The following is a 24,174-nucleotide window of genomic DNA, read 5'->3' as shown; positions in this document are numbered from 1 at the left end:
TAACTATACTGCGCCGTTGGTGTAATGGATAGCACGTAAGATTCCGGTTCTTGAGCTGAGGGTTCGACTCCCTCATGGCGCATCGTTAAAATTAAAATATTTTCTTTTGAAAAACCTTATATGTTGATATAAGGTTTTTTGTTTTCGCTTACATTAATTATATATCATGTTTCTTAAGATAGCCATGGCGTTCTTACCACACTACAAAATATAATAAGCAACATAGTAGAAAAAAATTAGTTCAATCAATAATAAATTAAAATCGTTAATATAGTTGGATTGTAATCGTTACCATTACGTTTCATAAAAAATAAATCCTACCTCAATTAAGAGATAGGATTTTCTGTTTAGCTCTTTTTACCGTAATCACCCATTTTAATACGAAGTCATTTTTGGGAATTTAATCATAAAGAAGATAGAAATAATTGACCCAATGTAACAAGCCCAAACTAACGGGTCTGTATAAACCAAATTTGATAGAGTTACATTTAAAATCACATTAAAAATTGATAGTATTATAATACCACGATATTTACATAATTTATTCTGTAATAAAATCATAATTATCTCAATGTTCCCTACTAATAACATGAATACATCTTCACTATAGAATTTACCTGAAAGAGCATGAACAATCATTATAATTGCAAGAATCATTAATATTATATTTAAACTGATTGCTATTATTTTTGAATTGATTACTTTTCTAATCATTTAGTTTCTCCTGATTTATAGTATTTACATATAAAGAACAGTGAAATCAAAATAGCTACCAGGAAGGATTCTAATGTAGGAAGATAACAATCATTATTAATCTCAATGATCAACATAATTGCGTTTAATACAATATTAAACATTGAAAGGATTACTATTATTATTTTATCGAAATAATTAAATTGGACAATCAGCATAAAAAATTGTAAAAGAACGATTATACTTGATACTGAAAGGAATAGATCTATATGTTGACTTCCCATTCCGCCTAATGAAAATGCAGTATCAAGAAATAAACTAAAAGTTTCTATAATAAATATAATATTAAAAAATGAATGTAATACTTTGGAATTTTTTAAAAGTTTCAACATTTTTAGCTCCTTAATATGATGTTATTTTATGAATATAAATAGGGTTAAATGAACCCGCAGCATAATATGGCTATTCCTTTATTTTATATACCTCAACATATTTACCTTTTCCCGAATGTTGATGAAAAATTTGATTTTCCTACTCTAAAAGAAATTTCTAAAACTTAAATAAATTACTATAATAACATCTAGAAATACCCAATACATTAATAATAAGTATTTAAATTTAGGTACTAAGTACTTATTATGCCTTTTAATCATTACATCTAATAAATACGTAATAGTATATATAATACCCATTCCAAATAATAATAAAACACCTAAAACAAGTAACCCATCACCATTATTTAAGCCAATACCATTTCTATGGATATATCCATCTATGATAAATATAAAGGGTATTATTTGTATCCCGATAGTCGCTAATATTTCTATATATATTTTTCCCATACTATCCCCTTTTAATATTTTGTGAATATACTGTGGGATAAAACTACCCTTAAATGCTATTACTTTAATCTATTTTTTCATTAACAACATTTTTATGCTATCATAATTTCAACATTACTTCAAAGTGATTTAACCATAACGTTAATCTAATTTAATATTTAAGCAAAAACCCAACCTCTTAAATTAAGGGCTCTGTAATATATTTATCAACAACAGTTGTAATAGAACCTTTAATAAATATCGCAATAAAAAAAGAGTTTTTCCTCGTATTTTTACGAGGAAAAACTCTTTTTAGTTAAACTATTAAATTTTAATTATTTTGCATAATTTCTTTTAAACCAGCCAACTAATCCCATAGCTAGCAACAGAACAAGGCCCATCATTGATAGTCCTGATTCTTTCATTTCACTAGTCTGAGGTAAACTGGTTTGACCTTTTGCTGCATTTTTTAAGACAGGTGTTTTCCCATCCGGTGTTACCTGTGAAGTTGTTGGCGTCGTGGGGGACGTTGTTGTTGGTCTTGTTGTCGGTGTGGTTGGTTTCGTTTTCTCTGGCATTTTACCAACGAATTCGATTCCAACCTCACTAGTATAACTAGCCGCTTCTGCAGTATTACCGAATGCACCTAAACTAAAAGATAACCCCAAAAGACTAATTATTAAAACACTCATTAGTTTTTTTCTCATAACCATACCTCGTCTATTTTGACTACTTATCTTCTTTTTTATCAGTTTGTAATTCTTCTAGAATTTGTCGTTTTGCTTCTGCGACAGCTTCTTCTTTATCTTTTTTGTTACGACGACGAACTAAGAACCAGATGAGCAACAATAGAAGTAATAGCAAGAAGATTCCTGCAAGGATATACCACATTGTGTAATCTTTTTCTAAGTCAACCGCTTTTTCGTTCAATTTATCTGCCGTTGCGCCATCAATTGTGAAATATTCTGTCCATTTCCACTTATGTACCCCAGAAGTCGCCGTCATTTCTAAACGGTACTTACCAGGCTTAAAGGGTTGGTTATCCCAGAAAATGCCATAATTAAAGTTTGTATTTGGAGCCATTGTCATATTCGAAGTGGTTGAAGCATGTAGTGCTTTATCACCATTTCTTGAATAGACTTTTCCATCAACTTTCAGGTTACGGATTGGTGTTGTTGTTGGATCTTGTAAGTTTACCTTCAATGTATTACGGAAATTAACTGATCCGGGCTCAATCTTAAGTAATTTCATATCAGGCTTAACAACATCGTCAGTTTCAGTTAACGTTGTCCCAATAACAAAGGCATAACGGTTTTTAATTTGAACGTTACTCTTTGATTTTTTTTCACTATCTTTGTTAATTTTTTCATAGAAGTACAAGCCACCGTCAATTTCGCCATTGAATTTCTTAGCGGGCATTGTGATATGGAATGTATGCTCAATGCTTTTCTTAGCCGGTACTGTCACTTCTTTATCTGACTTAATGATTGAAGATAGAGGGTTTACCATTGTTTTATCAAGTTTTGGTTTCACGTGACTGTATTCAACCACTCCGTTATCATTTGTAATCGCTGTATTTGCTTCAGCCATTACAGTAACATCTTTGTTAGTCGAATTTTTTAATGTGACAGTAATGTCTTGCTTTTGGTTCGGTTTCATTTTTAAATTAAAATACGTTTGGCGCTTATCAATTTGGTTGTTTGGAATATTTGCAGTAACAGCAAAGTTCATTTCAGCAGCATTCGCTTTTTGAACTTGTCCACTAAATATAACTAATCCTGCCACAAACGCCATAATGATTCCAAAAAATTTTTTATTCAATGTAAAAATCCTCTTTCTTCTCAAATTAACTTTATGGAGCCGCCGTCAATGTCCAGTTTAATGTCGACGTATATGTTTCACCAGCTACTTTTTCAGCCGGGCCAGGCACATCCAATCTCGCTGATTTATTACCTGTTGTTGCATCACCCATTGCTATTGTCCAGGTCCCTGTGGGATTAGTATTGGCAGTTGGATCTACTACTTGATATGATGCACCGTCACCTTTTAATAATATACTATCGGTAAATAAACCGGCATCAGGATCTCCGTTATCTGTTTTCGATGCTACATTTTTTATTGTAAGCACAGTACCCTTAAGTTCATTAGCACCACTTTTAAATGATGTGTTACTAACCGTCAACGACCAGTTTCCTGTCGTATTATTTGTAACCTGAACGTAATTAGGTACATCCCTATAATCTGCATCCGTGAGCTTATCTATAACCCACTCACCTGTAGCTTCATCACGATGTCCTGTTAAATCAGCTACTTTATCAAAAGCAGCATAATAAGATTTTTTATTTCCTGAAATTTTCTGAGTACCAAAATGTAAATCAGAAATATAATCTATCCTCAGGTCACCAGTAGTTGGCGTAACTGGATTAATTGGTTGTACTGGTTTTGTCGGATCTAATGGATCAACTGGACCAGACTTTGCAAGTAATGTTAAGTTAGCCGCTGTGGTTGCAGTTTTTCCATCAGGCGCTACTGCTGCATCAGCCACTGAATTTCCCATTATTGAAATTGCAAGGAGGGGGACAATGGCTACTACTAGTCGTAAGTTTTTTTTCAAGCTCATTGTTTTAACCTATCCCTTTCTGCATCCTATAATGGTGCGTCGTTTAACGTCCATGTAATTACTGATGTATATTTTTCTTTTAATTTAGTTGATGCACCAGGTACGTCTAAGGTTGCCTTAGTAACAGGTAACGTGTTAGTACCCATACCCATGTCTTTAGCTGCATCTACTACTGCAACACTTTGACTAGATCCGTCTAAAACCATATCCGCTGTTGGTTGGGTAGCATTATAACTTGCCCCATTATTATTAGAAACAGTTCCAGGCGTCAATGTTAACTTAGCCCCAGCTAATTCTTTTGAGCCGGTAAACTGTGTGTTGGCAACTGTTAATTTCCAACCTTCATTTGAACCACGGTTGTCATCAACAACGATAGAATCTGTAATAGTAGCTGCATCATATTTTGCATCTGATCCACTAATTTTTTGATCTCCAAAATCAACACTTGGTGCCTTTGTCAATTTAATTTCTCCAGCTCCAGTAGCAGGATCAGCTACAAAGTTGACATCACCTGATGAAGGTAATGTTACATCAGCAGCATGTACTGCTGGTGCTACTGTTGAAAACAAAGTAACGGTTAAAAGTGCTGCTGTTGCAATTGCTGTTTTCTTCATAATTTATTTCCCCTTTTGTTAACCCAATTTTTATAAGTTTGCGTCTGTTAATGTCCATGTTAAATCTGTTGTATATATTGTTCCAAGATTTTTAGCTGTTTTACCAGGTACTGTTAATGAAACGGCTTTAGCTTTAGCATCTTTACCAAATGAATCAGTCCATGTTCCCATTCCTTGACCGTCTGTAGCAGTAACAACCTTAACATCGCTACCAACTGTAGGAGCAACGACACTATTATTATCTTTATCACCAATTATTGATGGTGTTGTTGTCGCATCCATATTTGTTGAATTAAATGTTTGATCTTTCATACTCAATTGAGCACCAGTTAATTCTTTTGTACCGTCAGTAAATGCGCCTTCTTGCTTAACATTAACTGTCCAACCAGCATTTGATCCACGGTTATCTGTTACTTGTAAGTAGTTAGCTACTTCTTTTGCTGTTCCTTTAGAATCTGTTATTTCAACAGGAGCTGCGTAGTAAGTTGTATCACTACCAGAAACTTTATTTTTTGAACCAAAATCAAAGTTTGAAACATAATCTAATGATAATGGACCATTTGTTCCTGGGTTAATTGGAGGGTCTGTTGGGTCAACTGGATCTGTTGGATCTGTTGGATCAACTGGACCTGTTGGATCTGTATTATCTGTAAAACCAACGCTACCTTTTGTTGGAAGTGATCCTACTGTTGCTGCATTTACAGCTGGTGCTGCAATTAAACCTAATGTTGTTAATACGATTGCGCTTGTTACGATTTTAGTTGTTTTCATTTTAATTTCCCCTTTTTTTAATTCCCTATTTTTTTGTAGCCTATTAGAAAGTGATATGACTTAATTTTATAAACCAGCGTCTGTTAATGTCCATGTTAAATCTGTTGTATATGATGAACCGACCGTTTTAGCTGAATTACCAGGTACTTTCAATGAGACAGCTTTACTTGCTGTATCTTTTGTAGCATCAGCATCGTAGACACCAAATGAATCTGTCCAAGTCCCCATACCTTGATCCTTACCAGCATCTAAGACAGCAACGTCAGCACCAATTGATGTTGTAATTGTAGCTTTAGCTATAGCTGGATCTGTTGTTCCGCCAATATTTTTAGAATTTAAAGTTTGTGTTCCCATACTTAGCTGTGCGCCATCTAAATCAGTCTTACTATCGTTAAATTGTTTTACTTGTTTAACTGACAATTTCCAGCCTTTATTTGATCCACGTTTATCTGTTACTTGTAGGTAGTTAGCTCTTGTAACTTCTTTACCATCTTTATCAGCTAATTTAACAGGTGCAGCGTAGTAAGTTGTATCGTCTCCAGAAACCTTATTTTTTGAACCAAAATCAAAGTTAGAAACGTAATCAATTGATAATGGGCCAGGTGTTCCTGGTTGAGGATTATCTGGGTCTGTTGGATCCGTTGGGCCTACTGGGCCTGTTGGATCCGTTGGATCAACGGGTGTTGTTGGATCTGTATTTTCCATAAATCCAACCTTACCTGTTGATGTATAATCTGCAGCATGTACTGCAGGTGCTGCAGCTAAACCTAATGTTGATAAAATAATTGCGCTTGTAACGATTTTAGTTGTTTTCATAATTTATTTCCCCTTTTAATTAATAACCATTTTTATTTTTTATTGACTAATTTAGATTTTATAAGTTAGCGTCTGTAAGTGTCCATGTAATATCTGATGTGTATTTTTCTGCAACTTTTTTACTATCACCAGGGATAGCTAATTTAACAGAAGCTTTGGCTTTAGCAGCATCTGTTGTTGCGTTACCAAAGGATTCAGACCATGTACCAGAACCTGCGCCATCTTTTGCTTGCATAACAACTTTGTCCCCTGATGTAGCTGAAATGTCAACGCTATTTGTTAATGTTGGTTTTGGTTTTGATGCGTTATTATCAGCATTAGTTGCTTCAGGATTAGATAACGTAATTGTTGTCCCATCTAATTCTGATTTTGTTGTTTCACTTGTAAATGCTTTTGCTTGTTGAACAGTAAGTTTCCAACCTGCTACTGTTCCACGGTTATCTGAAACTTGTAGGAAGTTTGCAAGATCTTTATCAGCTCCGGATGCATCTTTAACTGTCACTAATTGAGAGTCATATGTTTCGTTGTTACCTGACATCTTTTGAGCACCAAAGTTAAAGTTAGAAACATAATCGATTGATAATGGGCCACCAGTACCTGGATCTGTTGGGTTTGTAGGATCTGTTGGATCAATAGTATGTCCAGGATCTGTTGGATCCGTAATACCAGGATCTGTTGTACCATCATTTTTAGTCAATTCAATTTTACCGTGTGATGTATATGTTTGTGTTTCAGATGCATGAGCAGTTGTCATAATGGCACCTGTCACACCTACGCCTAATAATGTACTTAATAATAATTTACTTGAATTTTTCATCATTTATTTCCCCTTTATATAACCTTTTTTATAAGTTAGCATCTGTCAAAGTCCATGTTAATTCAGACTTATAAGCCCCTGCTACTTTGTTTGATTCAGCTGGAACAAGTAATGACACACTTTGTTTGGCAGCTGTATTATCTTTACCAAAACGGTCTGTCCATGTTCCCATACCTTTGTCGACCTTGGCTGTCATCACAGTAACTGCTTTGCCATCTGGATTGATGGCTGCTTGACTAGCTGTCGGCTGACTCATATTACTACTTCCGTTAGTTGTTCCATTCATTAACGTAATAATCGTTCCATCTAATTTATTTTTACCATTCATAAATGGATTGGTCTGTGCAACAGTTAGTTTCCAGCCTGCGTTTGAACCACGATTATCCGTTACTTGAACATAGTTTGGATATTCCCCAACCTTACCGTTTTTATCAACTAACTGGTCAAGTTGTGCATAATAAACACTGTCTTTACCAGAAATTTGTTGTTGACTAAATTGTAAGTTCGAAACGTAATCAATTGATAATGGTCCATCTGTTCCAGGATTAACTGGTTTAACCGGTTTTAACGGATCAGTTGGATTTGTTGGATCAACTGGCGGTGTACCGTCAGTATTTTTCACGAATTCAATAGTTGCATGCGACTGATAATTCACTGTTTCGCTTGCCAAAGCTTGCGTTACGGTAAAACCAGCCGGTACCATACTACCTAAAAGAACTCCCAAAATTAACTTTCTTTTTATCATCGTATCTACTCCCCTCGTCAGATTTTGATGTTTTTATAATATTAGCAAAATGCTAATGATTAACGTTAATTAAGCAAGGATTAGGATTAAGGCGCATCCGTTAGTGTCCATGTTATTTCCCCTGCATACTTACCTGCTTTAAGTGACATGTTGCTTCCATTAAGTTCAGCAACAACACCTTTATCGGCTGCCCAAGTGACATCTTTAGTTTCTTCTGTCTGACCTGAACCAACCTCTGTACTACCAGTATCTAAATCTTGTGCAGTTCCAGTTGCATCTATATATTTCAAAACACCTTTCAATGTGTTAGATCCATCTGTTAAAGGTTTTGAAACGCTAGCCTTCAATGTCCAAGCTGTTTTGCCTAGATTAGAAATTGATACAGTATTTTCAGCAGTACGTTGAAGATTGAAATTTTCTCCACTGTAAGGCAACATTACCCCATCTTTTGAACCAAAAGTCATTTCATCAGAGGCTGCAGTAATTGCTAAACCACCACCTGCAACTGTGATCTTAATCGTTTTTTCAACACCCTGAGCATTTACAATAACTGCTTCATAGTCACCAGCACTAGAAGTTGGTGTAAGTGTCGTTGATTTAACTGTAACTTTAGAATCAGCACCAGTTGATAGTATCCAACCTTTAGCCGAACTCTCTGTTAATATGAACTCATTTAATTTAGTCTCTGTTAATCCCGAGATAGATTTACTGTCCGTACTAAAATCCTTAGCGTAAACTACAGAATCACCATCAACGACGGTATCACCATCTATTACATTGACAGGAACGGCAACTTTAGCAGTTTCATTAGGTGTCACATCCGTATCCGTCAAAATCATATCTTGTATATAGAAACCAACTTTTGTGTTATCAAGTGGTTTATTTGATGGATTTGTAGGATCAATTTCTAATGTATGTTTATTAGTATTCATAATTGTTAAATCTTTGATTAATTTTGTTTCATCTATTGTAACGGTTCCGCCAACATCAATTTTTTGTGGAATAGCAGTTGCACCCAACTTGAATAAGTTGACAGTTACGGTAACTGGTTTTAATTGTTCGGTACCTCCAGCATCAATCGCAGTTACTATAACTTTATTTGCACCTACTTTTAATTTTGTAGGGTCAATCTTTGCAGAATAATCGACACCATCTTTTGTTGTTTCATAAGTATTCTCTGCTGGCGATGATATTGACCCATCTGGATACTTAATTTGAATGTATCCCTTTGTACTATCTTCATCTGAAACTTTACCTACAATTTTAAATGAATCTGTTTGATCCGCATAAGCATTAATTGTTGATGGTGTTACAGTTGCAACAGGTGGAATACTTGGTGTCGTTTCTTTATAAGTTAAGTAAGAACCTGTCGTTAATGTTTCTCCTGGGGCTAACGTTTTAGGATTAGCTTTTATTACAAAAGCACTATCTCCCTTAAACGGAGTATCTGGCTGACTAATGTCGTTGATAGCTATAATTTTATCAAGCACTGATGTCTCCATTCCAGTTCCTACAGCTCCACCTTTGAAATAACTACTTATATTTGATATATCTAATATACCAGTACCGGTAGCTTTCCCAGCTGAATAATTAGTCCAACCACCCAAGCTAGTATTATTACCGGGATCCTTCAATCTGTAATTCAAGGTATGTTTATCACTTACCATTTTAAATCCATTGTTAGGTCCCAAACTTTTTACAGGGACGTCATCCTTATCAACCAAAGTATCGACCCCCTGAGCTGCACCAATAGCTCGAGTTGCAGTATCATTATTTGTGATACTGAAATAACTATATATACCACCTGCTGCATCATACATTTCTTCAAATGTATAGCTCACCTTATATGTTACATCGTACATTGTAGCTTTGAATCCAGTACCATCATTATTTTTATAAAGATGGTAATCTGTAATTGGTCCAAGTTTTACAGCACTTTCAATTGTATTAGGCGTCGTGTTACTTTCTGCTGCATACCCATATCCACGATCTTTTGGAATAGCATTATTAATGATAATTCCATAAGACTTTCTTGGATTAGGATTTCTTCCACTGGCACCAACCTTCGTAAATGCCCAACTAGATGCATTACCCTGTTCACTGTAAGAATCGTTATTTGTCAGCGCACTTGGTTGGAAATTAAATGCTGCATTACCAAAATATAAAACAGGAGTCGCTGTATCATCTGCTTTTCCCGCGTTGTTTGTTGGAACACCATTTACTAACTTCCCGCCTCCTGTAAGTGACACATACTCATTTTTAGAATTTGATGCCACATCGGTAGTACTCCACTGAGTATTAATGGCCCCTTGTGATGGACCAACATAACCAGCAGCTGGTACTGCTGTCTCACTTTTTTTAGTCGTTGCTACTTTTTTTGTTGGTGCTTTCGTTACTTCTTCTTTAGTTGCTACTTCGCTTGTTATTTCTTCTTTTGTTGCTTTTATCGATGTACTTTTTTCGGTTGTTTTTTCAGAAGATGCTGTTTGAGGTTTAACGGTTTCATCTAGCTCTTTAGCTTGGACAGAAGTTCCTGGGCCCTCATTGTTAACCACGTTAACAATGCTACCTGTCATCACTCCTGCTAAGATAATTCCCGTCATTAACGTTGCTGAGATTCGTTCTTTTTTATTACTGTTATGCCCTTTCATTGTTTAGTCCTCCCCCTATAGTTGCTGCCTATTTATACCTAACATTACTATATTTAACTCATTAGTCTAGCTGATTAGTTGTGACCCCCTAGTCCCTCCTAATAGATTTATTCGTTAACTTAGCTGTAACCTAATCGCAAACTTATTATCTGGTTACTGCGACATAGCCAGTTTACCTATAATCTATTTAAATGTAAACATATTTTTTTAATTAAAAAATATTTATCTAATTTATGAAGTAACCGCTTTATCGATTTTGTTTTAATACAAAAGTAATTCATCAAAAAAAATGATGAATTACTTTTGCCAATTTACAGTTTATTTTGGTTACCCTTCACGAACTGGAACTACCGTTGCAAGACTTATTTCTGTCCCATTTGTTTCAGTTATATAAAGAAGTGTATAGGCTCCTTGTTCTGGAATTTGTACAGAGAAACTAAGATCTGACTGTACGACTGTTCTAGCAATTTCATTACCGCTTGCATCAGCAATAATAATTGTATTTCCAGCTGTTTCTCCAGTACCTGTTAAATATTTATCACTTTGATAATAAGAATCAACAGTTGGTTTAGCAATCGTAACATCTTTATGCTTAACTACCGTAGTTTTCACATCACTCCAACCAACACCTGTATTCTGACGAACACTAACTGTTGTATCTTCATGTTGTTTAGGAATAGTAACTTCGTAAAGTCCATTTTCATCAACGATACCTGTCCCTATAACTTTATCGCCAACTTTAACTTCAATTTTAGCACCTGGAACACCACGACCTGATACCGTTGTATCTGTATCAAAAATTGTTTCAACGGTTGGAATTTCTTTCAAAAGTGCCCAACCCGGGTCTAGGTGATATGTTGGCAACGTGTCAGAAGCATTATATGAACCCAACACGTCCCAATCAATTGGCGCACCATTTTTTACTAAACCACTATTAAATATATAACTTGAGTTATTTTCTGCGTCCGCTACTCTGATACCTGTATCTGTTACCATTTGCCCAATATCAAGAGATAAATGAACTTTGAAGTCGGCAAATGCAATCCAAGAATGAGATGGATTTTTGATTCGTAATGTTTTACCATTATCCTCAACTCGGATATCATTTTTATTATACGTATATTTACTTCCGTTATTAAATTGGAAATTTCCTGTTATATAATTATTGAACGAATCATGGTTAAAAAGTGGAACTAACTCTGAAGGAACTGACAAGACATAGTCTGTCGATTCATTAATTCCTGCCGAAATAATCGACTTTCCTTCATAATCAAAATCTAATGTACCTGTTGTCACTGTATTATTACCTTGTAAGTGTAGACCACTTGCACCCGTTCCAGATACTTTCATTGAGCCTCTTGTAATAACACCTAATTCTTTCGTACCTACTTTAGCTGTCGCCACCTGCTTTTCATGGTTACTAGCATCTACGGAATTATTAGCTACCCCTAAAATCATTACTGAATTCAATAATCCAACCACCGCTACCGTTTTAATCACATTCTTCTTTGTCTGACTCATTTCTACTTTGTTCATTTTATTCATCTCCTCTATTTTGGTTTATAAACAATTATTTGATACAGGCCCTCCATAAAAAAATTAGTTAGAGCATTACTAATACCTCCTTATATTTATATTTATTTTTTTATTAATACCTTAAACACAGCTTATCATGTTAACGCTTTCTTTTGCAAATTTAACCACTAGTATATTTTTAATTTTAACTAAATTGGACTTAGATAATAAGCAAAAAAAATAAGCTATCTTCATATAAATACGAAGGTAGCCTACTTTAATTTTAACTATTCTTTATTTTGATTGCTTTGAATCGTTATATTTAACCCATCCAATTAATCCTGCGGTTGATAAAAGAATAAATCCTATCATTGATAATCCTGATCCTTTTATTTCACCGGTTTGAGGTAATCTGTTTTGATTCGATGCAACATTCTTTGAGACAGGTGTTCTCCCGTCTGGATCTGGTGTCACCTGAGAAGTTGTTGGCATTTTACCTACAAATTCAATTCCCATTTCACTTGTATAACTAGCCGCTTCTGCGGTATTACCGAATGCACCTAAACTAAAAGATAACCCCAAAAGACCAATTACTAAAGTACTCGTTATTTTTTTCCCCATAACCATACCTCACCCATTTCGACTACTTATCTTCTTTTTCACCAGTTTGTAATTCTGATAAAATTTGTCGTTTTGCTTCTGCGACAGCTTCTTCTTTATCTTTTTTATTACGACGAACTAAGAACCAAATAATCAATAATACAAGTAGAAGTAAGAAGATTCCTGCAAGAATATACCACATTGTATAATCTTTTTCTAAGTCAACTGCCTTTTCGTTCAATTTATCTGCCGTTGCGCCATCAATTGTGAAGTTTTCAGTCCATTTCCACTTATTCACACCAGAAGTTGCCGTCATTTCTAGACGGTACTTACCAGGTTTAAAGGGTTGGTTGTCCCAAAAAATACCATAATTAAAATTCGTATTGGGAGCCATTGTCATATTCGAAGTGGTTGAAGCATGTAAGGCTTCATCCCCATTTCTTGAATAGACTTTTCCGGCTACCTTTAAATTACGAATAGGTGTTGTTGTTGGGTTTTGTAAATTTACCTTCAATGTATTACGGAAATTAACTGAACCTGGTTCAATTTTAAGTAATTTCATATCAGGTTTAACAACATCATCTGTTTCAGTTAACGTTGTCCCAATCACAAATGCATAACGGTTTTTAATTTGAACGTTACTCTTTGATTTTTTTTCACTATCTTTGTCGATCTTTTCATAGAAGTATAATCCACCATCGATTTCGCCATTAAATTTCTTAGCGGGCATTGTGATATGGAACGTATGCACAACACTTTTCTTGGCTGGAATTGTCACTTCTTTATCCGACTTAACAATTGAAGATAGAGGATTTACCATTGTTTTATCAAGTTTTGGTTTCACATGACTATATTCAACCACACCGTTATCGTTGGTTACAGCTGTATTTGCCTCAGCCATTACGACAACTGCTTTATTAGTCGAATTTTTCAATGTGACAGTAACATCTTGTTTCTGATTAGGCTTCATTTTTAAATTAAAATAGGTTTGGCGCTTATCAACTTGATTACTTGGAAGATTTGCAGTAACGGCAAAGTTCATTTCAGCAGCGTTCGCTTTTTGAACTTGTCCACTAAATAAAACCAATCCTGCCACAAACGCCATTATGATTCCAAAAAATTTTTTATTCAATGTAAAAATCCTCTTTCTTTTCAAATTAGCTTTATGGAGCCGCTATCAATGTCCATTTCAACGTTGATGTATAAGCTTCTTTTGTTTTCACAGTGGTACCAGGAACAAATAACGACACTGCATCGTTTCCTGTAGAGTTAGTTCCCGCTTTATCAGTACCCATAGCAAGTGTCCAAGTACCGAACGGATTATCACTATTACCATCTGTCGTACTAACAACCGAAACAGGAGTACCACCAGTTCCTGTAAGTTTAACGTTACCTGGTAAGTCCCCGCTTAGCCCTAAACCTGGATTTTCACTATGTGCTTCGATATTCTTAATATTTAGTACAGCACCTTTAAGCACGTTCCCGCTAGGACTTTTAAAAACAGTGTTACTAACACCTAATGACCAATTACCCGTTGTATTATTTGTGACCTGGGCGTAATTAGGTACATTATAATAATCTTTATCTGTTAGGTTTTGTGTGTCCCACACTCCACTTGAGTCACGACGGTTAGTCATGTCAGCTACTTTATCAAAAGTTGCATAGTAGGTTTTATTACTCCCCGAGATATCCTGTGCCCCAAAATGAAAACTAGAAATATAATCTATTCTTAAGTCTCCAGTTGTTGGCGTAACTTGATTGAGTGGGTGCACTGGTTTTGATGGATCTAACGGATCAACAGGACCAGACTTTTCAAGTAATGTTAAGTTAGCTGATGATATCGCAGTTTTTCCATCAGTTGCAACTGCTGCATCGGCTACTGAATTTACCATCATCGAAAATGCAAGGAGGGGGACAATGGCTACTGCTAGTCGTATATTTTTTTTCAAGCTCATTGTTTTAACCTATCCCTTTCTGCATTTTATAATGCTGCGTCTTTTAATGTCCATGTAATTGTTGATGTATATTTTTCATTTAATTTACTTGTTGCACCAGGTACTTCTAAAGTTGCTTTAGTAACAGGTAATGTGTTAGGCCCCATACCTTTATCTTTAGCTGCATCTACTGCTGGAACAGCTTTAGATGAACCATCTAAAAGCATAGTTGCTGCAGGATTAGCCACAAACTTTGCCCCATTACCATTAATAATTGAACCATTTGTTAAGGTTAACTTAGCACCATCAAGTGCCGTACCCGTTGCCGTGGCAAATTGTGTATTTGCAACTGTTAAATTCCAACCGACATTTGAGCCACGGTTATCATCAACTTGGATATTAGCATCCTCTGGTTTAGCGCCAAAAGACGTTTGTTCATAAGTTTTTGTTGATCCACTAATTTCTTGATCCCCAAAATCAACACTCGGTGCACTGATTAGCTTAAGTTCGCCTGCCCCAGTAGCTGGATTAGCTACGAAGTTAACATCACCTGTTGTGCCTTTTGTAATATCGGCAGCATGTGCTGCAGGTGCTAATGTTGAAAATAACGTAACTGCTAAAAGTGCTGATGTTGCAATTGCTGCTTTTTTCATAATTAATTTCCCCTTTGGTTTAACTTACTTCTAATCTTTTTATAGACCTGCGTCTGTTAATGTCCATGTTAAGTTAGTTTTGTAACTTGTTCCAATTGATTTAGCTGTTTTACCAGGTACTTCTAATGAGATTGCTTTCATTGAAGCATCTGTATCTGTTCCATCGACATATGTGCCAAATGAATCAGTCCAAGTACCCATACCTTGACCCTTAGCAGCACTTACAACTTCAACATCTTTTCCAACAGTTGGTGTAATAACACCACTATTTAAAGCAGTTGGGATTGTTGTCGTGTCACCAATATTTGAAGAATTAAATGTTTGACCGGTCATTTTTAATTGCGCACCAGCCAACTCAGAAGTCCCATCATTAAATTGGGCATCTTGATTTACTGAAAGTTTCCAACCACCATTTGTACCACGGTTATCAGTTACTTGTAAGTAATTAGCACGTTTAACCTTATCACCTTTACTATCTGTAGCTGAAATTGGTTGTGCATAGTAAGTTTCTGTAGAACCAGAAATCTTATGATCAGCACCAAAATCAAGATTAGAGATGTAATCAATCGATAAAGGTCCATCTGTACCAGGTTTGATTGGATCTGGATCTGGATCTGGTGTAATTGGATTTGTTGGATCGATTGGATCTGTGGGATTTGTTGGGCTTGTGCTTCCTGCGACAAAACCTACTTTACCTGTTTCATTATATGTTTGTGTATTATTTGCGGCATGTACAGCTGGTGCTGCAGTCAAACCTAATGTTGTTAACGCAATTGCACTTGCAACGATTTTTGTTGTTTTCATTTTAATTTCCCCTTTTATTGATTCCCTCTATTTTTTAATAACCTAGTTGATACAGGTTTACATCCCTGCGTCAGTAATTGTCCATGTTAAATCAGTGGTATATGGTTTAGCTTCTTTAGCTGAATTACCAGGTACGGCTAATGAAACAGCCTTCATTGCTGTATCCTTTGTAGCATCTGCATCATATACACCAAATGAATCTGTCCAAGTACCCATACCTTGACCCTTAGCTGCATTCAAGACTTCAACAGCGCTACCAGGTGTTGCTGTAATTGTAGCATCGGCTATAGCTGGGGTTGTTGCATTAGTTACACTATCCATATTTTTAGAATTTAATTTTTGTGATCCCATTTTTAATACTGCACCATCTAAATCTGCTGAGCCATCATTAAATTGTTTTTCTTGTTTAACTGAAAGTTTCCAACCAGCATTAGTACCACGTTTATCCGTTACTTGTAAGTAAGTAGCATATTTAGCACCACTAACTGCTTTGACAGGTGCAGCGTAGTAAGTTGTATCGTCCCCAGAAATTTTGTTTTCACCAAAATCAAAGTTAGAAACGTAATCAATTGATAATGGTCCATCAGTACCAGGACTAACAGGAGGAACAGTTGGTTCTAATGGATCAACGGGTTTATCTGGATCAACTGGGTTAACGGGTGGTGTTTTATCATCATTTTCTGTAAAACCAATCTTACCTAATGATGTGTAATTTTCTGTATGGTCTGCGGCATGTACAGCTGGTGCTGCAGTTAAACCTAATGTTGATAAAATAATTGCGCTTGTTACGATTTTAGTTGTTTTCATTTTAATTTCCCCTTTTAATTAATAACCTTTTTTTATTGATAGAATTAATTCTTATAAGTTAGCGTCTGTAAGTGTCCATGTTAAATCTGATGTGTATTTTTCTGCGACTTTTTTGCTATCACCAGGGATAGCTAATTTAACAGAAGCTTTAGCTTTATCAGCGTCTTTAGTTGCATTACCGAATGCTTCAACCCAAGTACCAGAACCTTCGCCATCTTTAGCTTGCATAACAACTTTATCACCTGATGCAGAAGAAATTGCAAGGTTATCTGTTAAAATTGATGGTGCTGGTTTTGTACCATTTTTATCAGCATTATTTGCTTCAGGGTTAGATAACGTAATTGTTGTGCCATCTAATACTGATTTTGTTGTTTCACTTGTAAATGCTTTTGATTGTTGAACTGAAAGTTTCCAGCCAGATACTGTACCACGGTTATCTGAAACTTGTAAGAAGTTTGCAAGGTCTTTTTTAGTTCCAGCTGTTGGGTTATCTGTTGTTGCTGCAACTAATTCCGAGTTATATGTTGTATCATTACCTGTTACTTTTTGTGTACCAAAGTTAAAGTTAGAAACGTAGTCAATTGCTAATGGGCCACCAGTACCTGGGTTCACTGGGTCTGTTGGATCGATAGTATGTCCTGGATCTGTTGGATCAGTAATACCAGGGTCTGTTGTTCCGTCATTTTTAGTCAATTCAACGTTACCATGTGATACATAATCTTTTGTTTCTGATGCGTTAGCTGTTGTAACAGCTGTTCCTGTAATACCTAATCCAAGTAATGCAGCGAATAATAATTTATTTGTTTTTTTCATAATATATATTTCCCCTAATCTCTTTTTTTATAGTTTAGCATCTGTCAAAGTCCATGTTAGTTCAGACTTATAAGCCCCTGCTACTTTTTTCGACTCAGCTGGAACAAACAATGAAATACTTTGTTGAGCAGCTGTATTATCTTTACCAAAACGATCCGTCCAGGTCCCCATACCATTGTCCAACTTAGCTGTCATCACAGTAACTGCCTTACCATCTGGCTTAATTGCTGCTTGACTATCCGTCGGTCTATGCAGGTTACTACCATTAACAACACCATTCATCAACGTGATAACCGTTCCATCTAATTTATTTTTACCATTCATAAATGGATTGGTCTGTGCAACGGTTAATTTCCACCCTGCATTTGACCCACGGTTATCCGTTATCTGAACATAGTTTGGATAATCTCCGACTTTACCGTTCTTATCAGCTAACTGGTCAAGTTGTGCATAATAAACACTATCTTTACCAGAAATTTTTTGTTGACTGAATTGTAAGTTCGAAACGTAATCAATCGATAACGGACCTGGCGTCCCCGGATTAACAGGTCTAACTGGTTTTACCGGATCCGTCGGATTAATTGGATTAACAGGTCGTGTTTCATCAGTACTTCCAACTAACTCAATAGTCGCATGCGATTGATAGCCCACTGTATCGCTTGCTGAAACTTGCGTTACGGCGAAACCAACAGGTACCATGCTTCCTAAAAGAATCCCCATAATTGTACTTCTTTTTAGCATCGTATTTTCTCCCCTCGTAAGATTTTGGTAGTTTTTAATATTAGCAATATGCTAACGATTAACATTAATTAAACAAGGTTTATGAATGTGGCGTATCCGCTAATGTCCATGTTATTTCCCCTGTATAGTCCCCTGCTTTAAGCAAAGGGTTATTTCCATTAAGTTGAACGATAATTCCTTTGTCGTTTGCCCAACTTACTTCTTGAGTTACCTCAGATTGCCCTGAACCAACTTCTGCACTGTTTGATTCTATATCTTGCGATTGACCAGATGCATCTATATATGTCAATACACCATTTAACTTAACGTTAGCATCGTTATGCTCCGTTAACGGTGTTGTAAGTTGAGCTGTTAAGGTCCAAGCTTGTTTACCCGCGTTAGAAACTTGTACGCTATTAACATGAGGATCAGGGTCACTACGTTGAACTTTAAAGTCTTCTCCGCTGTAAGGTAACGTAACACCTAAAAAAGAACCGTAATTAGTTGCCCCAGGTCCTTCTGTAATTTTCAATCCACCTGTAACTTCAATGTTAATGGTCTTTTTTAAACCATCCGAATTTTTGATAACTGCCTGATAAATACCATCAGTTGAAGTTTGTTTAAGTGTCGTTGAATCAACGCTTACTTTAGATTCAGCACCAGTTGCTAACAACCATCCTTTAGCTTCACTAGTCTTTAGAATTAATGCAGTCAACTCATCAGTTGTTAATTTTTGAATATCTGCCTGCTTTACGCCAAATCCTTTTGCATAAAGGGCAGAGACTTTATCAGTTGCAGTGTCATCATCAGTTACAGTAACTGGTACAGCTACTTTTGCGATTTCATTTGGTTTAACTGCAATATCTGTTAAAAGCATATCTTGGATGTAAAATCCTACTGTTTTATTATCAAGTGGTTTACCTGATGGATTTGTCCCATCAACAGTTAGTGTATGTGCATTAACTGTTGGTTGATTAATAATTGTCAAATCTTTAATCAAATCCGTCTCGCCTGTCTTAACCGTATCGCCAACTTTGATTGTTTGTGGGATAGCAATTGCGCCTAATTTGAATACGTTAACAGTTATAGTAACTGGTTTTTCTTGACGGTTATTACCTGGATCAACTGCCGTAACTAATAGTTCATTTTTACCTGGACCTAGTTTAGACATATTAACTGGTACAGAATACGGTGTAGGATTCTTCACATCCACTGTAATAGTATCGTAAGGATTCTTTTCTGACGTTCCATCTGGATACCCGATTTCAATATTTCCTTTTGTATCATCTGAATCAGTAACATCTCCTGTAATCTCAACACCTTTTTGATCAGCGTAACCGTTAATTATTGTATTTTTAACTGTCGCAACGGGAGGAGTACTAGGTGTTGTCTCTTTATAAGTAAGGTAAGACCCATTAACAAGTGTTGCACCTGGAGCTAAATCAACTTGATTAGCTTTCATAATGTACGCACTATCATCACCAATTGTTTTACTTGGATTACTAATATTTTCAATTCCAATATTAGTGTTTGCTGCTGAACCTTCCATACCTGTCCCGGCTACCCCCCCTTTAAAGTAGTTATTAAAATTAGCGGGGTTTAGAATCTTATCTTGAGAACCGCCCGTATAATTTGTCCAACCACCCAAAGTAGCATTAGACTCTGGATCTTTCAATCTCACATCCAAAACATGCTTCTGACTAGTACTATCCCCAATCATTTTAAAGCCATCATTAGGTCCAATACTCTGTAAAGGAACTTTATCAGAATCTACAAAAGTATCATTTGTTTCCAAGGCACCTATTTTTTGTGAATCTGAATTATTATTTGTAATACTAAAGTAACGGTAAATACCACCAGTCCTACCATATACTGATTCAAAAGTATAACTAACTTTGTACTTACTATCATACATAGTTGCTTTAAATCCCGTGTTCATACTATTTTTATAAAGATGATAATCAGTAATTGACCCATCTAAAAGTCCACCCTCGATACCAGAAATACCGTTGTCTAGGTAAGCTTCATTCACATTATAACCACGAGCTATTTTGTCGCCCATAATCAGCCCGTGTATAATCGATGGACGCGGATTTTTTCCGGTAGTATACGTATATGACCAAGATGGTAAATTAGGTGAACTATTATTGCTTGCTCTATCTGCGTCATTATTATTCGTCAGTTCACTAGGCTGAAAAGGTTCAATACTATTTCCAAAGTACATAACTGGTTCATTAGGCTTATCAGATCTCCCCGATTGTGAAACAAACGTCTTTGCTACATCAGCTGCGTAATCTTTTGTTTCCCATTTAACAGTAGGTAGAATTTCATCTTTTGGTCCAACATATCCAGCTGCTCGAGTGGTAGCTCGAGTACTTCGTTTAGTTTTTTCTGATGATTTAGCTTTTATTTTTAATTCACTTTTTTTAGTTGTTGATTTAGTTTCTACAGATTCACTTGATAGCGCCTTTTTTTCTGATTCACTTGATTCTTTAATCGTTAACTTACTTGATGTTTCATCTGATGATTCGCTTGACATACTGCTCTCATCGGTTTTAGCAAACACACTAGGTTCTCTATGGCTAGCTCCCCCAGCTAACAATCCTGCAAAAACAGCACTTGTCATAATTGTTGCCGAAACCCATTCTTTTTTTCTGTTTTTATACTCTCTCATTTTTTAGCCCTCCCCAATCCTTGCTTTTAACTTATTAATTATTTTATCAATTTAGTCTATTTGATTTCACTAACATATTGCCAATTCACTACTATCCCCTATTTATCTAGCTATTTCTATTAACTTTTATCAAATATACCTTTTAGCAAAGTTAAAAATTCAACATGTACATGCTTTGTCTTTGATTAACATGTACATATTATATCTTCAATGGTGTACGATGTTAAATCAAATTTTTTATTTTTTTAAAAATATTTGAAAATTAAACAAATAATAATTATTCATAAGTTTTATCTCATCATAAAACGAAAATTATTAAGCCACTAAAATACGAATAAAATTTAGTTATCATTAATTTTTATTAAAAAAATCCATATCAATACTTAGCAGTATTGATATGGATTTACTATTATTTGGGATTGTTATTTAGTTCATAATTAAACTGCTAAAAATATTCAAATCATTTAAGATTAAATTAGAAACTATAACATTAAGGTGTATTCTCTAGTGTCCATGTTATTTCCCCTGTATAGGCTCCAGCTTTAAGTGATGTATTACCTCCGTTAAGTTGAGCGACAATTCCTTTATCCTTATCCCAACGGACTTCTTGAGTTGCCTCAGACTGTCCTGAACCAACTTCTGCACTACTTGATTCTATATCTTGTACACCATTAGCTGAATTTACATACTCCAAAACACCAGTTAACTTATCATTAGCACTATCTGTCAAACCTTTTGTAAGTCGAGCAGTTAATGTCCAAGCTTGTTTACCTGCATTAGAAATATTCACACTGCTATTGGTACTAGAATCACTACGTTGGAGATCAAAATTTTCTCCACTGTAAGGTAATATCACGCCACTGGAAGAACCATAGTCAGTTGCAGTAGGTGCTGATGTAATTTTTAATCCACCTGAGACAGTAATCACAATTTCTTTTGTTTGACCATCAGAATTTTGGATAACTGCTTTATAAAAACCATCACCTGAAGTTGGTTTAAGTTCTGTTGACTTAACACTAACTTTAGATTCGGCACCCGTCGCTATCAGCCAGCCTCTAGCTTTACTATTATTCAAGATTAATGTATCTAAATCACCAGTTGATAAGTTTTGAATATCCGCTGTTTTTAATTCAAATCCCTTGGCATAAAGAGCAGAAGTTTTGTCAAATGCAGTATCACTATCAGTTACGGTAACGGGTACAGCTACTTTTGCGATTTCATTTGGTTTAACTGCAGTATCTGTTAAAAGCATATCTTGAATGTAAAATCCTGCTGTTTTATTATCAAGTGGCTTACCTGATGGATTTGTTGTATCCATTTTTAAGGTATGTGCATTAACTGTTGGTTGATTAATAATTGTTAAATTCTTAATTAAGTCCGTTTCGCCTGTCTTAACCGTATCGCCAACTTTGATTGTTTGTGGGATAGCAGTTGCACCTAATTTATAAAGATTGACTGTTACCGTAACAGGTTTTAACTGTTCTACTTCACTATCGTCAACAGCTGTCACTATTATCTTATTTGAACCTAATTTTAATTTAGAAGTGTCAATGTTTGCACTATAATCAGCACTAGTATCTACCTTACCTGTGTCGTACACATTCTCTGTTGTTCCTGACGTTGACCCATCTGGATAGGTAATTTGAATATAACCTTTACTGCCATCCTTATCTAAAACCGTTCCTAAAACTTTAGGCCTATTAGTTTGACTTGCATAAGCATTAATCGTTTGTTCTTTTACACTTGCAACAGGTGCAACAGCTTCCTTATAAGTTTGATAAGAACCCGTTACGAGTGTTCCTCCTGGTTCCAAAGTTTTCGGATTAGCTTTTATTATGAACCCACTATCGCCTTTAAATGGGTTATCTGGATTCTTAATATTTGAAACGGCAATAATTTTATTATGTGGTGATTTTTCCATTCCAGTTCCAAGTGCACCACCATTGAAATAATTATTTAAATAACCAGTATTCATAACATTTGGTTCATCTCCGCCTGTGTAATTCGTCCATCCACCTAATTTGGTATTATTTCTTGGATCATTTAATTTGAAATTTAAACTATGTGCTGACCCAACCATTTTGAATCCTTCATCCGGGCCTAAGCTTTCAATGGTAACAGCATCCTCATCAACGAATGTATCGACGCCCTCAATAGCTCCAACTGCACGAGCCGTTGTGTCATTGTTAGTAATACTAAAATAGCTATAAACACCGCCACTAGCATCATAAACTTCCTCAAATGTATAACTTAATTTATACTTTGTATCATACATAATTGCCTTAAATCCAGTACCTGTTTTATTTTTAAAAAGTTGATATCCAGTGATATCCTTACCTTTAACTGCAGATTCAATTGTATAAGGAATTGATGAAAAGGATGATACCAACCCGTATCCACGATTACCTGGGACACTATTATTAATAATAATTCCATAAGATTTCCTTGGAACAGGATTTATTCCAGTATCAAACATGTAGGCCCAACCAGACTTATTAAGACCACTGACGGGATCATTATTTAATAACTCATTCATTTGAAAAGGAAAATAATTATTTCCAAAATATAATACAGGTTCGCCAGGTTTATTCTGTGAACCCGACTGTGAAACAAATGCCGTTGCTGACTCCGCTGAATAATCTTTTGTTGTATCCCAGTAATCATCAGGAAATACATCATTTGCTGGTCCAACATACCCAGCTGCTCTAGTACTTAGTTTAGCTTTTGCTGACGGTTTAGCTTTTGTTTTTGATTCACTTTTTTTTATTGTGATTGATTTAGTTTTTAGAGAATCACTTGATATCGCCTTTTTTCCTGATTCACTTGTGGCGTTATCTGATGACTCACTTGACATACTGCTCTCATCAGTTTGAGCAAATACACTAGGTTCCCTGTGACTGGCCCCCCCAGCAAATAATCCTGCAAAAACAGCACTTGTTATAAGTGTTGCTGAAATCCATTCTTTTGTTCTACTGTTATGTTTCCTCATCTTTTATCCCTCTCTAATGCTTAATTATCTTATTTATTTGGTCTTACTATCATATCGTTAAGTCATTGTCATCCCCTATTTTTCTAACAATTCCCATTAACTTTTAGTAAAGTGAAG

At 35.5% G+C, this 24,174-nt stretch carries 22 protein-coding genes and 1 tRNA gene; 1 reads left to right on the top strand and 22 read right to left on the bottom strand.

Annotated elements, in window-relative coordinates; genetic code table 11:
* Positions 1–10 precede the first annotated feature (10 nt).
* Positions 11–82 (top strand) — tRNA-Arg (locus AC1RPJ_RS04895).
* A 293-nt stretch (positions 83–375) separates the two neighbouring features.
* Here AC1RPJ_RS04895 and AC1RPJ_RS04890 read toward each other — a convergent pair.
* The 22 genes from AC1RPJ_RS04890 to AC1RPJ_RS04785 form a co-directional block, all read right to left on the bottom strand.
* Positions 376–714 (bottom strand): hypothetical protein, encoded by a 339-nt coding sequence (locus tag AC1RPJ_RS04890; RefSeq protein ID WP_481761449.1) that lies wholly within the window; start codon positions 712–714, stop codon positions 376–378.
* Positions 715–1,229: 515 nt separating this feature from the next.
* Positions 1,230–1,535 (bottom strand): hypothetical protein, encoded by a 306-nt coding sequence (locus AC1RPJ_RS04885; protein ID WP_481761450.1) that lies wholly within the window; start codon positions 1,533–1,535, stop codon positions 1,230–1,232.
* A gap of 314 nt (positions 1,536–1,849) precedes the next feature.
* Complete coding sequence (locus tag AC1RPJ_RS04880) at positions 1,850–2,221, bottom strand: LPXTG cell wall anchor domain-containing protein (protein ID WP_481761451.1); 372 nt, start codon at positions 2,219–2,221, stop codon at positions 1,850–1,852.
* A gap of 22 nt (positions 2,222–2,243) precedes the next feature.
* Positions 2,244–3,335 (bottom strand): WxLIP family cell surface protein, encoded by a 1,092-nt coding sequence (locus AC1RPJ_RS04875; protein WP_481761452.1) that lies wholly within the window; start codon positions 3,333–3,335, stop codon positions 2,244–2,246.
* Between the two features lie 31 nt (positions 3,336–3,366).
* Positions 3,367–4,134 carry a WxL domain-containing protein gene (locus tag AC1RPJ_RS04870; protein WP_481761453.1) on the bottom strand — a complete coding sequence of 256 codons (768 nt, stop codon included), beginning with the start codon at positions 4,132–4,134 and terminating at the stop codon, positions 3,367–3,369.
* Between the two features lie 26 nt (positions 4,135–4,160).
* On the bottom strand, positions 4,161–4,748 hold the full coding sequence (locus AC1RPJ_RS04865) for a WxL domain-containing protein (protein ID WP_481761455.1): 588 nt from the start codon (positions 4,746–4,748) through the stop codon (positions 4,161–4,163).
* A 30-nt stretch (positions 4,749–4,778) separates the two neighbouring features.
* Complete coding sequence (locus AC1RPJ_RS04860) at positions 4,779–5,519, bottom strand: WxL domain-containing protein (RefSeq protein WP_481761456.1); 741 nt, start codon at positions 5,517–5,519, stop codon at positions 4,779–4,781.
* Between the two features lie 66 nt (positions 5,520–5,585).
* Positions 5,586–6,335 carry a WxL domain-containing protein gene (locus AC1RPJ_RS04855; RefSeq protein ID WP_481761457.1) on the bottom strand — a complete coding sequence of 250 codons (750 nt, stop codon included), beginning with the start codon at positions 6,333–6,335 and terminating at the stop codon, positions 5,586–5,588.
* 58 nt (positions 6,336–6,393) lie between these two features.
* Positions 6,394–7,155 carry a WxL domain-containing protein gene (locus tag AC1RPJ_RS04850; protein ID WP_481761458.1) on the bottom strand — a complete coding sequence of 254 codons (762 nt, stop codon included), beginning with the start codon at positions 7,153–7,155 and terminating at the stop codon, positions 6,394–6,396.
* A 25-nt stretch (positions 7,156–7,180) separates the two neighbouring features.
* Positions 7,181–7,897 (bottom strand): WxL domain-containing protein, encoded by a 717-nt coding sequence (locus AC1RPJ_RS04845; protein ID WP_481761459.1) that lies wholly within the window; start codon positions 7,895–7,897, stop codon positions 7,181–7,183.
* Between the two features lie 86 nt (positions 7,898–7,983).
* Positions 7,984–10,548 (bottom strand): hypothetical protein, encoded by a 2,565-nt coding sequence (locus AC1RPJ_RS04840; protein WP_481761460.1) that lies wholly within the window; start codon positions 10,546–10,548, stop codon positions 7,984–7,986.
* Between the two features lie 327 nt (positions 10,549–10,875).
* The gene (locus AC1RPJ_RS04835; RefSeq protein WP_481761461.1) at positions 10,876–12,084 is read right to left on the bottom strand and encodes an Ig-like domain-containing protein; all 1,209 of its coding nucleotides are present in this window, start codon (positions 12,082–12,084) and stop codon (positions 10,876–10,878) included.
* Positions 12,085–12,357: 273 nt separating this feature from the next.
* The gene (locus AC1RPJ_RS04830) at positions 12,358–12,684 is read right to left on the bottom strand and encodes an LPXTG cell wall anchor domain-containing protein (protein ID WP_481761462.1); all 327 of its coding nucleotides are present in this window, start codon (positions 12,682–12,684) and stop codon (positions 12,358–12,360) included.
* A 22-nt stretch (positions 12,685–12,706) separates the two neighbouring features.
* Positions 12,707–13,795 (bottom strand): WxLIP family cell surface protein, encoded by a 1,089-nt coding sequence (locus AC1RPJ_RS04825; protein WP_481761463.1) that lies wholly within the window; start codon positions 13,793–13,795, stop codon positions 12,707–12,709.
* 31 nt (positions 13,796–13,826) lie between these two features.
* The gene (locus AC1RPJ_RS04820; protein ID WP_481761464.1) at positions 13,827–14,618 is read right to left on the bottom strand and encodes a WxL domain-containing protein; all 792 of its coding nucleotides are present in this window, start codon (positions 14,616–14,618) and stop codon (positions 13,827–13,829) included.
* A 26-nt stretch (positions 14,619–14,644) separates the two neighbouring features.
* Positions 14,645–15,250, bottom strand: coding sequence for a WxL domain-containing protein (locus AC1RPJ_RS04815; RefSeq protein WP_481761465.1), 606 nt, complete (start codon positions 15,248–15,250; stop codon positions 14,645–14,647).
* Between the two features lie 39 nt (positions 15,251–15,289).
* Positions 15,290–16,054 (bottom strand): WxL domain-containing protein, encoded by a 765-nt coding sequence (locus tag AC1RPJ_RS04810; RefSeq protein ID WP_481761466.1) that lies wholly within the window; start codon positions 16,052–16,054, stop codon positions 15,290–15,292.
* A 57-nt stretch (positions 16,055–16,111) separates the two neighbouring features.
* Entirely contained in the window at positions 16,112–16,861 is a 750-nt protein-coding gene (locus tag AC1RPJ_RS04805) for a WxL domain-containing protein (RefSeq protein WP_481761467.1), read from the bottom strand.
* Positions 16,862–16,912: 51 nt separating this feature from the next.
* Positions 16,913–17,674, bottom strand: coding sequence for a WxL domain-containing protein (locus tag AC1RPJ_RS04800; RefSeq protein WP_481761468.1), 762 nt, complete (start codon positions 17,672–17,674; stop codon positions 16,913–16,915).
* A 27-nt stretch (positions 17,675–17,701) separates the two neighbouring features.
* Entirely contained in the window at positions 17,702–18,415 is a 714-nt protein-coding gene (locus tag AC1RPJ_RS04795; RefSeq protein ID WP_481761469.1) for a WxL domain-containing protein, read from the bottom strand.
* A gap of 79 nt (positions 18,416–18,494) precedes the next feature.
* The gene (locus tag AC1RPJ_RS04790; protein ID WP_481761470.1) at positions 18,495–21,068 is read right to left on the bottom strand and encodes a hypothetical protein; all 2,574 of its coding nucleotides are present in this window, start codon (positions 21,066–21,068) and stop codon (positions 18,495–18,497) included.
* A gap of 490 nt (positions 21,069–21,558) precedes the next feature.
* Positions 21,559–24,057, bottom strand: a complete 2,499-nt coding sequence (locus tag AC1RPJ_RS04785; RefSeq protein ID WP_481761471.1) for a hypothetical protein — start codon at positions 24,055–24,057, stop codon at positions 21,559–21,561.
* Positions 24,058–24,174 lie beyond the last annotated feature (117 nt).

The sequence above is a fragment of the Dellaglioa sp. CoH-57-MRSF-17 genome (assembly GCF_056782015.1).
Note: the sequence above shows the minus strand (reverse complement) of the source record. Positions and strands in the feature narration are given on the sequence as shown.

Bases quoted from the DNA above. Each gene is read 5' to 3' on its own strand.
- AC1RPJ_RS04800 (WP_481761468.1), bottom strand. From the start codon at position 17,674: ATGAAAAAAACAAATAAATTATTATTCGCTGCATTACTTGGATTAGGT.
- AC1RPJ_RS04855 (WP_481761457.1), bottom strand. From the start codon at position 6,335: ATGAAAACAACTAAAATCGTTACAAGCGCAATTATTTTATCAACATTA.
- AC1RPJ_RS04850 (WP_481761458.1), bottom strand. From the start codon at position 7,155: ATGATGAAAAATTCAAGTAAATTATTATTAAGTACATTATTAGGCGTA.
- AC1RPJ_RS04890 (WP_481761449.1), bottom strand. From the start codon at position 714: ATGATTAGAAAAGTAATCAATTCAAAAATAATAGCAATCAGTTTAAAT.
- AC1RPJ_RS04845 (WP_481761459.1), bottom strand. From the start codon at position 7,897: ATGATAAAAAGAAAGTTAATTTTGGGAGTTCTTTTAGGTAGTATGGTA.
- AC1RPJ_RS04795 (WP_481761469.1), bottom strand. From the start codon at position 18,415: ATGCTAAAAAGAAGTACAATTATGGGGATTCTTTTAGGAAGCATGGTA.
- AC1RPJ_RS04785 (WP_481761471.1), bottom strand. From the start codon at position 24,057: ATGAGGAAACATAACAGTAGAACAAAAGAATGGATTTCAGCAACACTT.
- AC1RPJ_RS04835 (WP_481761461.1), bottom strand. From the start codon at position 12,084: ATGAACAAAGTAGAAATGAGTCAGACAAAGAAGAATGTGATTAAAACG.
- AC1RPJ_RS04870 (WP_481761453.1), bottom strand. From the start codon at position 4,134: ATGAGCTTGAAAAAAAACTTACGACTAGTAGTAGCCATTGTCCCCCTC.
- AC1RPJ_RS04880 (WP_481761451.1), bottom strand. From the start codon at position 2,221: ATGAGAAAAAAACTAATGAGTGTTTTAATAATTAGTCTTTTGGGGTTA.
- AC1RPJ_RS04840 (WP_481761460.1), bottom strand. From the start codon at position 10,548: ATGAAAGGGCATAACAGTAATAAAAAAGAACGAATCTCAGCAACGTTA.
- AC1RPJ_RS04820 (WP_481761464.1), bottom strand. From the start codon at position 14,618: ATGAGCTTGAAAAAAAATATACGACTAGCAGTAGCCATTGTCCCCCTC.
- AC1RPJ_RS04810 (WP_481761466.1), bottom strand. From the start codon at position 16,054: ATGAAAACAACAAAAATCGTTGCAAGTGCAATTGCGTTAACAACATTA.
- AC1RPJ_RS04860 (WP_481761456.1), bottom strand. From the start codon at position 5,519: ATGAAAACAACTAAAATCGTAACAAGCGCAATCGTATTAACAACATTA.
- AC1RPJ_RS04830 (WP_481761462.1), bottom strand. From the start codon at position 12,684: ATGGGGAAAAAAATAACGAGTACTTTAGTAATTGGTCTTTTGGGGTTA.
- AC1RPJ_RS04790 (WP_481761470.1), bottom strand. From the start codon at position 21,068: ATGAGAGAGTATAAAAACAGAAAAAAAGAATGGGTTTCGGCAACAATT.
- AC1RPJ_RS04885 (WP_481761450.1), bottom strand. From the start codon at position 1,535: ATGGGAAAAATATATATAGAAATATTAGCGACTATCGGGATACAAATA.
- AC1RPJ_RS04815 (WP_481761465.1), bottom strand. From the start codon at position 15,250: ATGAAAAAAGCAGCAATTGCAACATCAGCACTTTTAGCAGTTACGTTA.
- AC1RPJ_RS04805 (WP_481761467.1), bottom strand. From the start codon at position 16,861: ATGAAAACAACTAAAATCGTAACAAGCGCAATTATTTTATCAACATTA.
- AC1RPJ_RS04865 (WP_481761455.1), bottom strand. From the start codon at position 4,748: ATGAAGAAAACAGCAATTGCAACAGCAGCACTTTTAACCGTTACTTTG.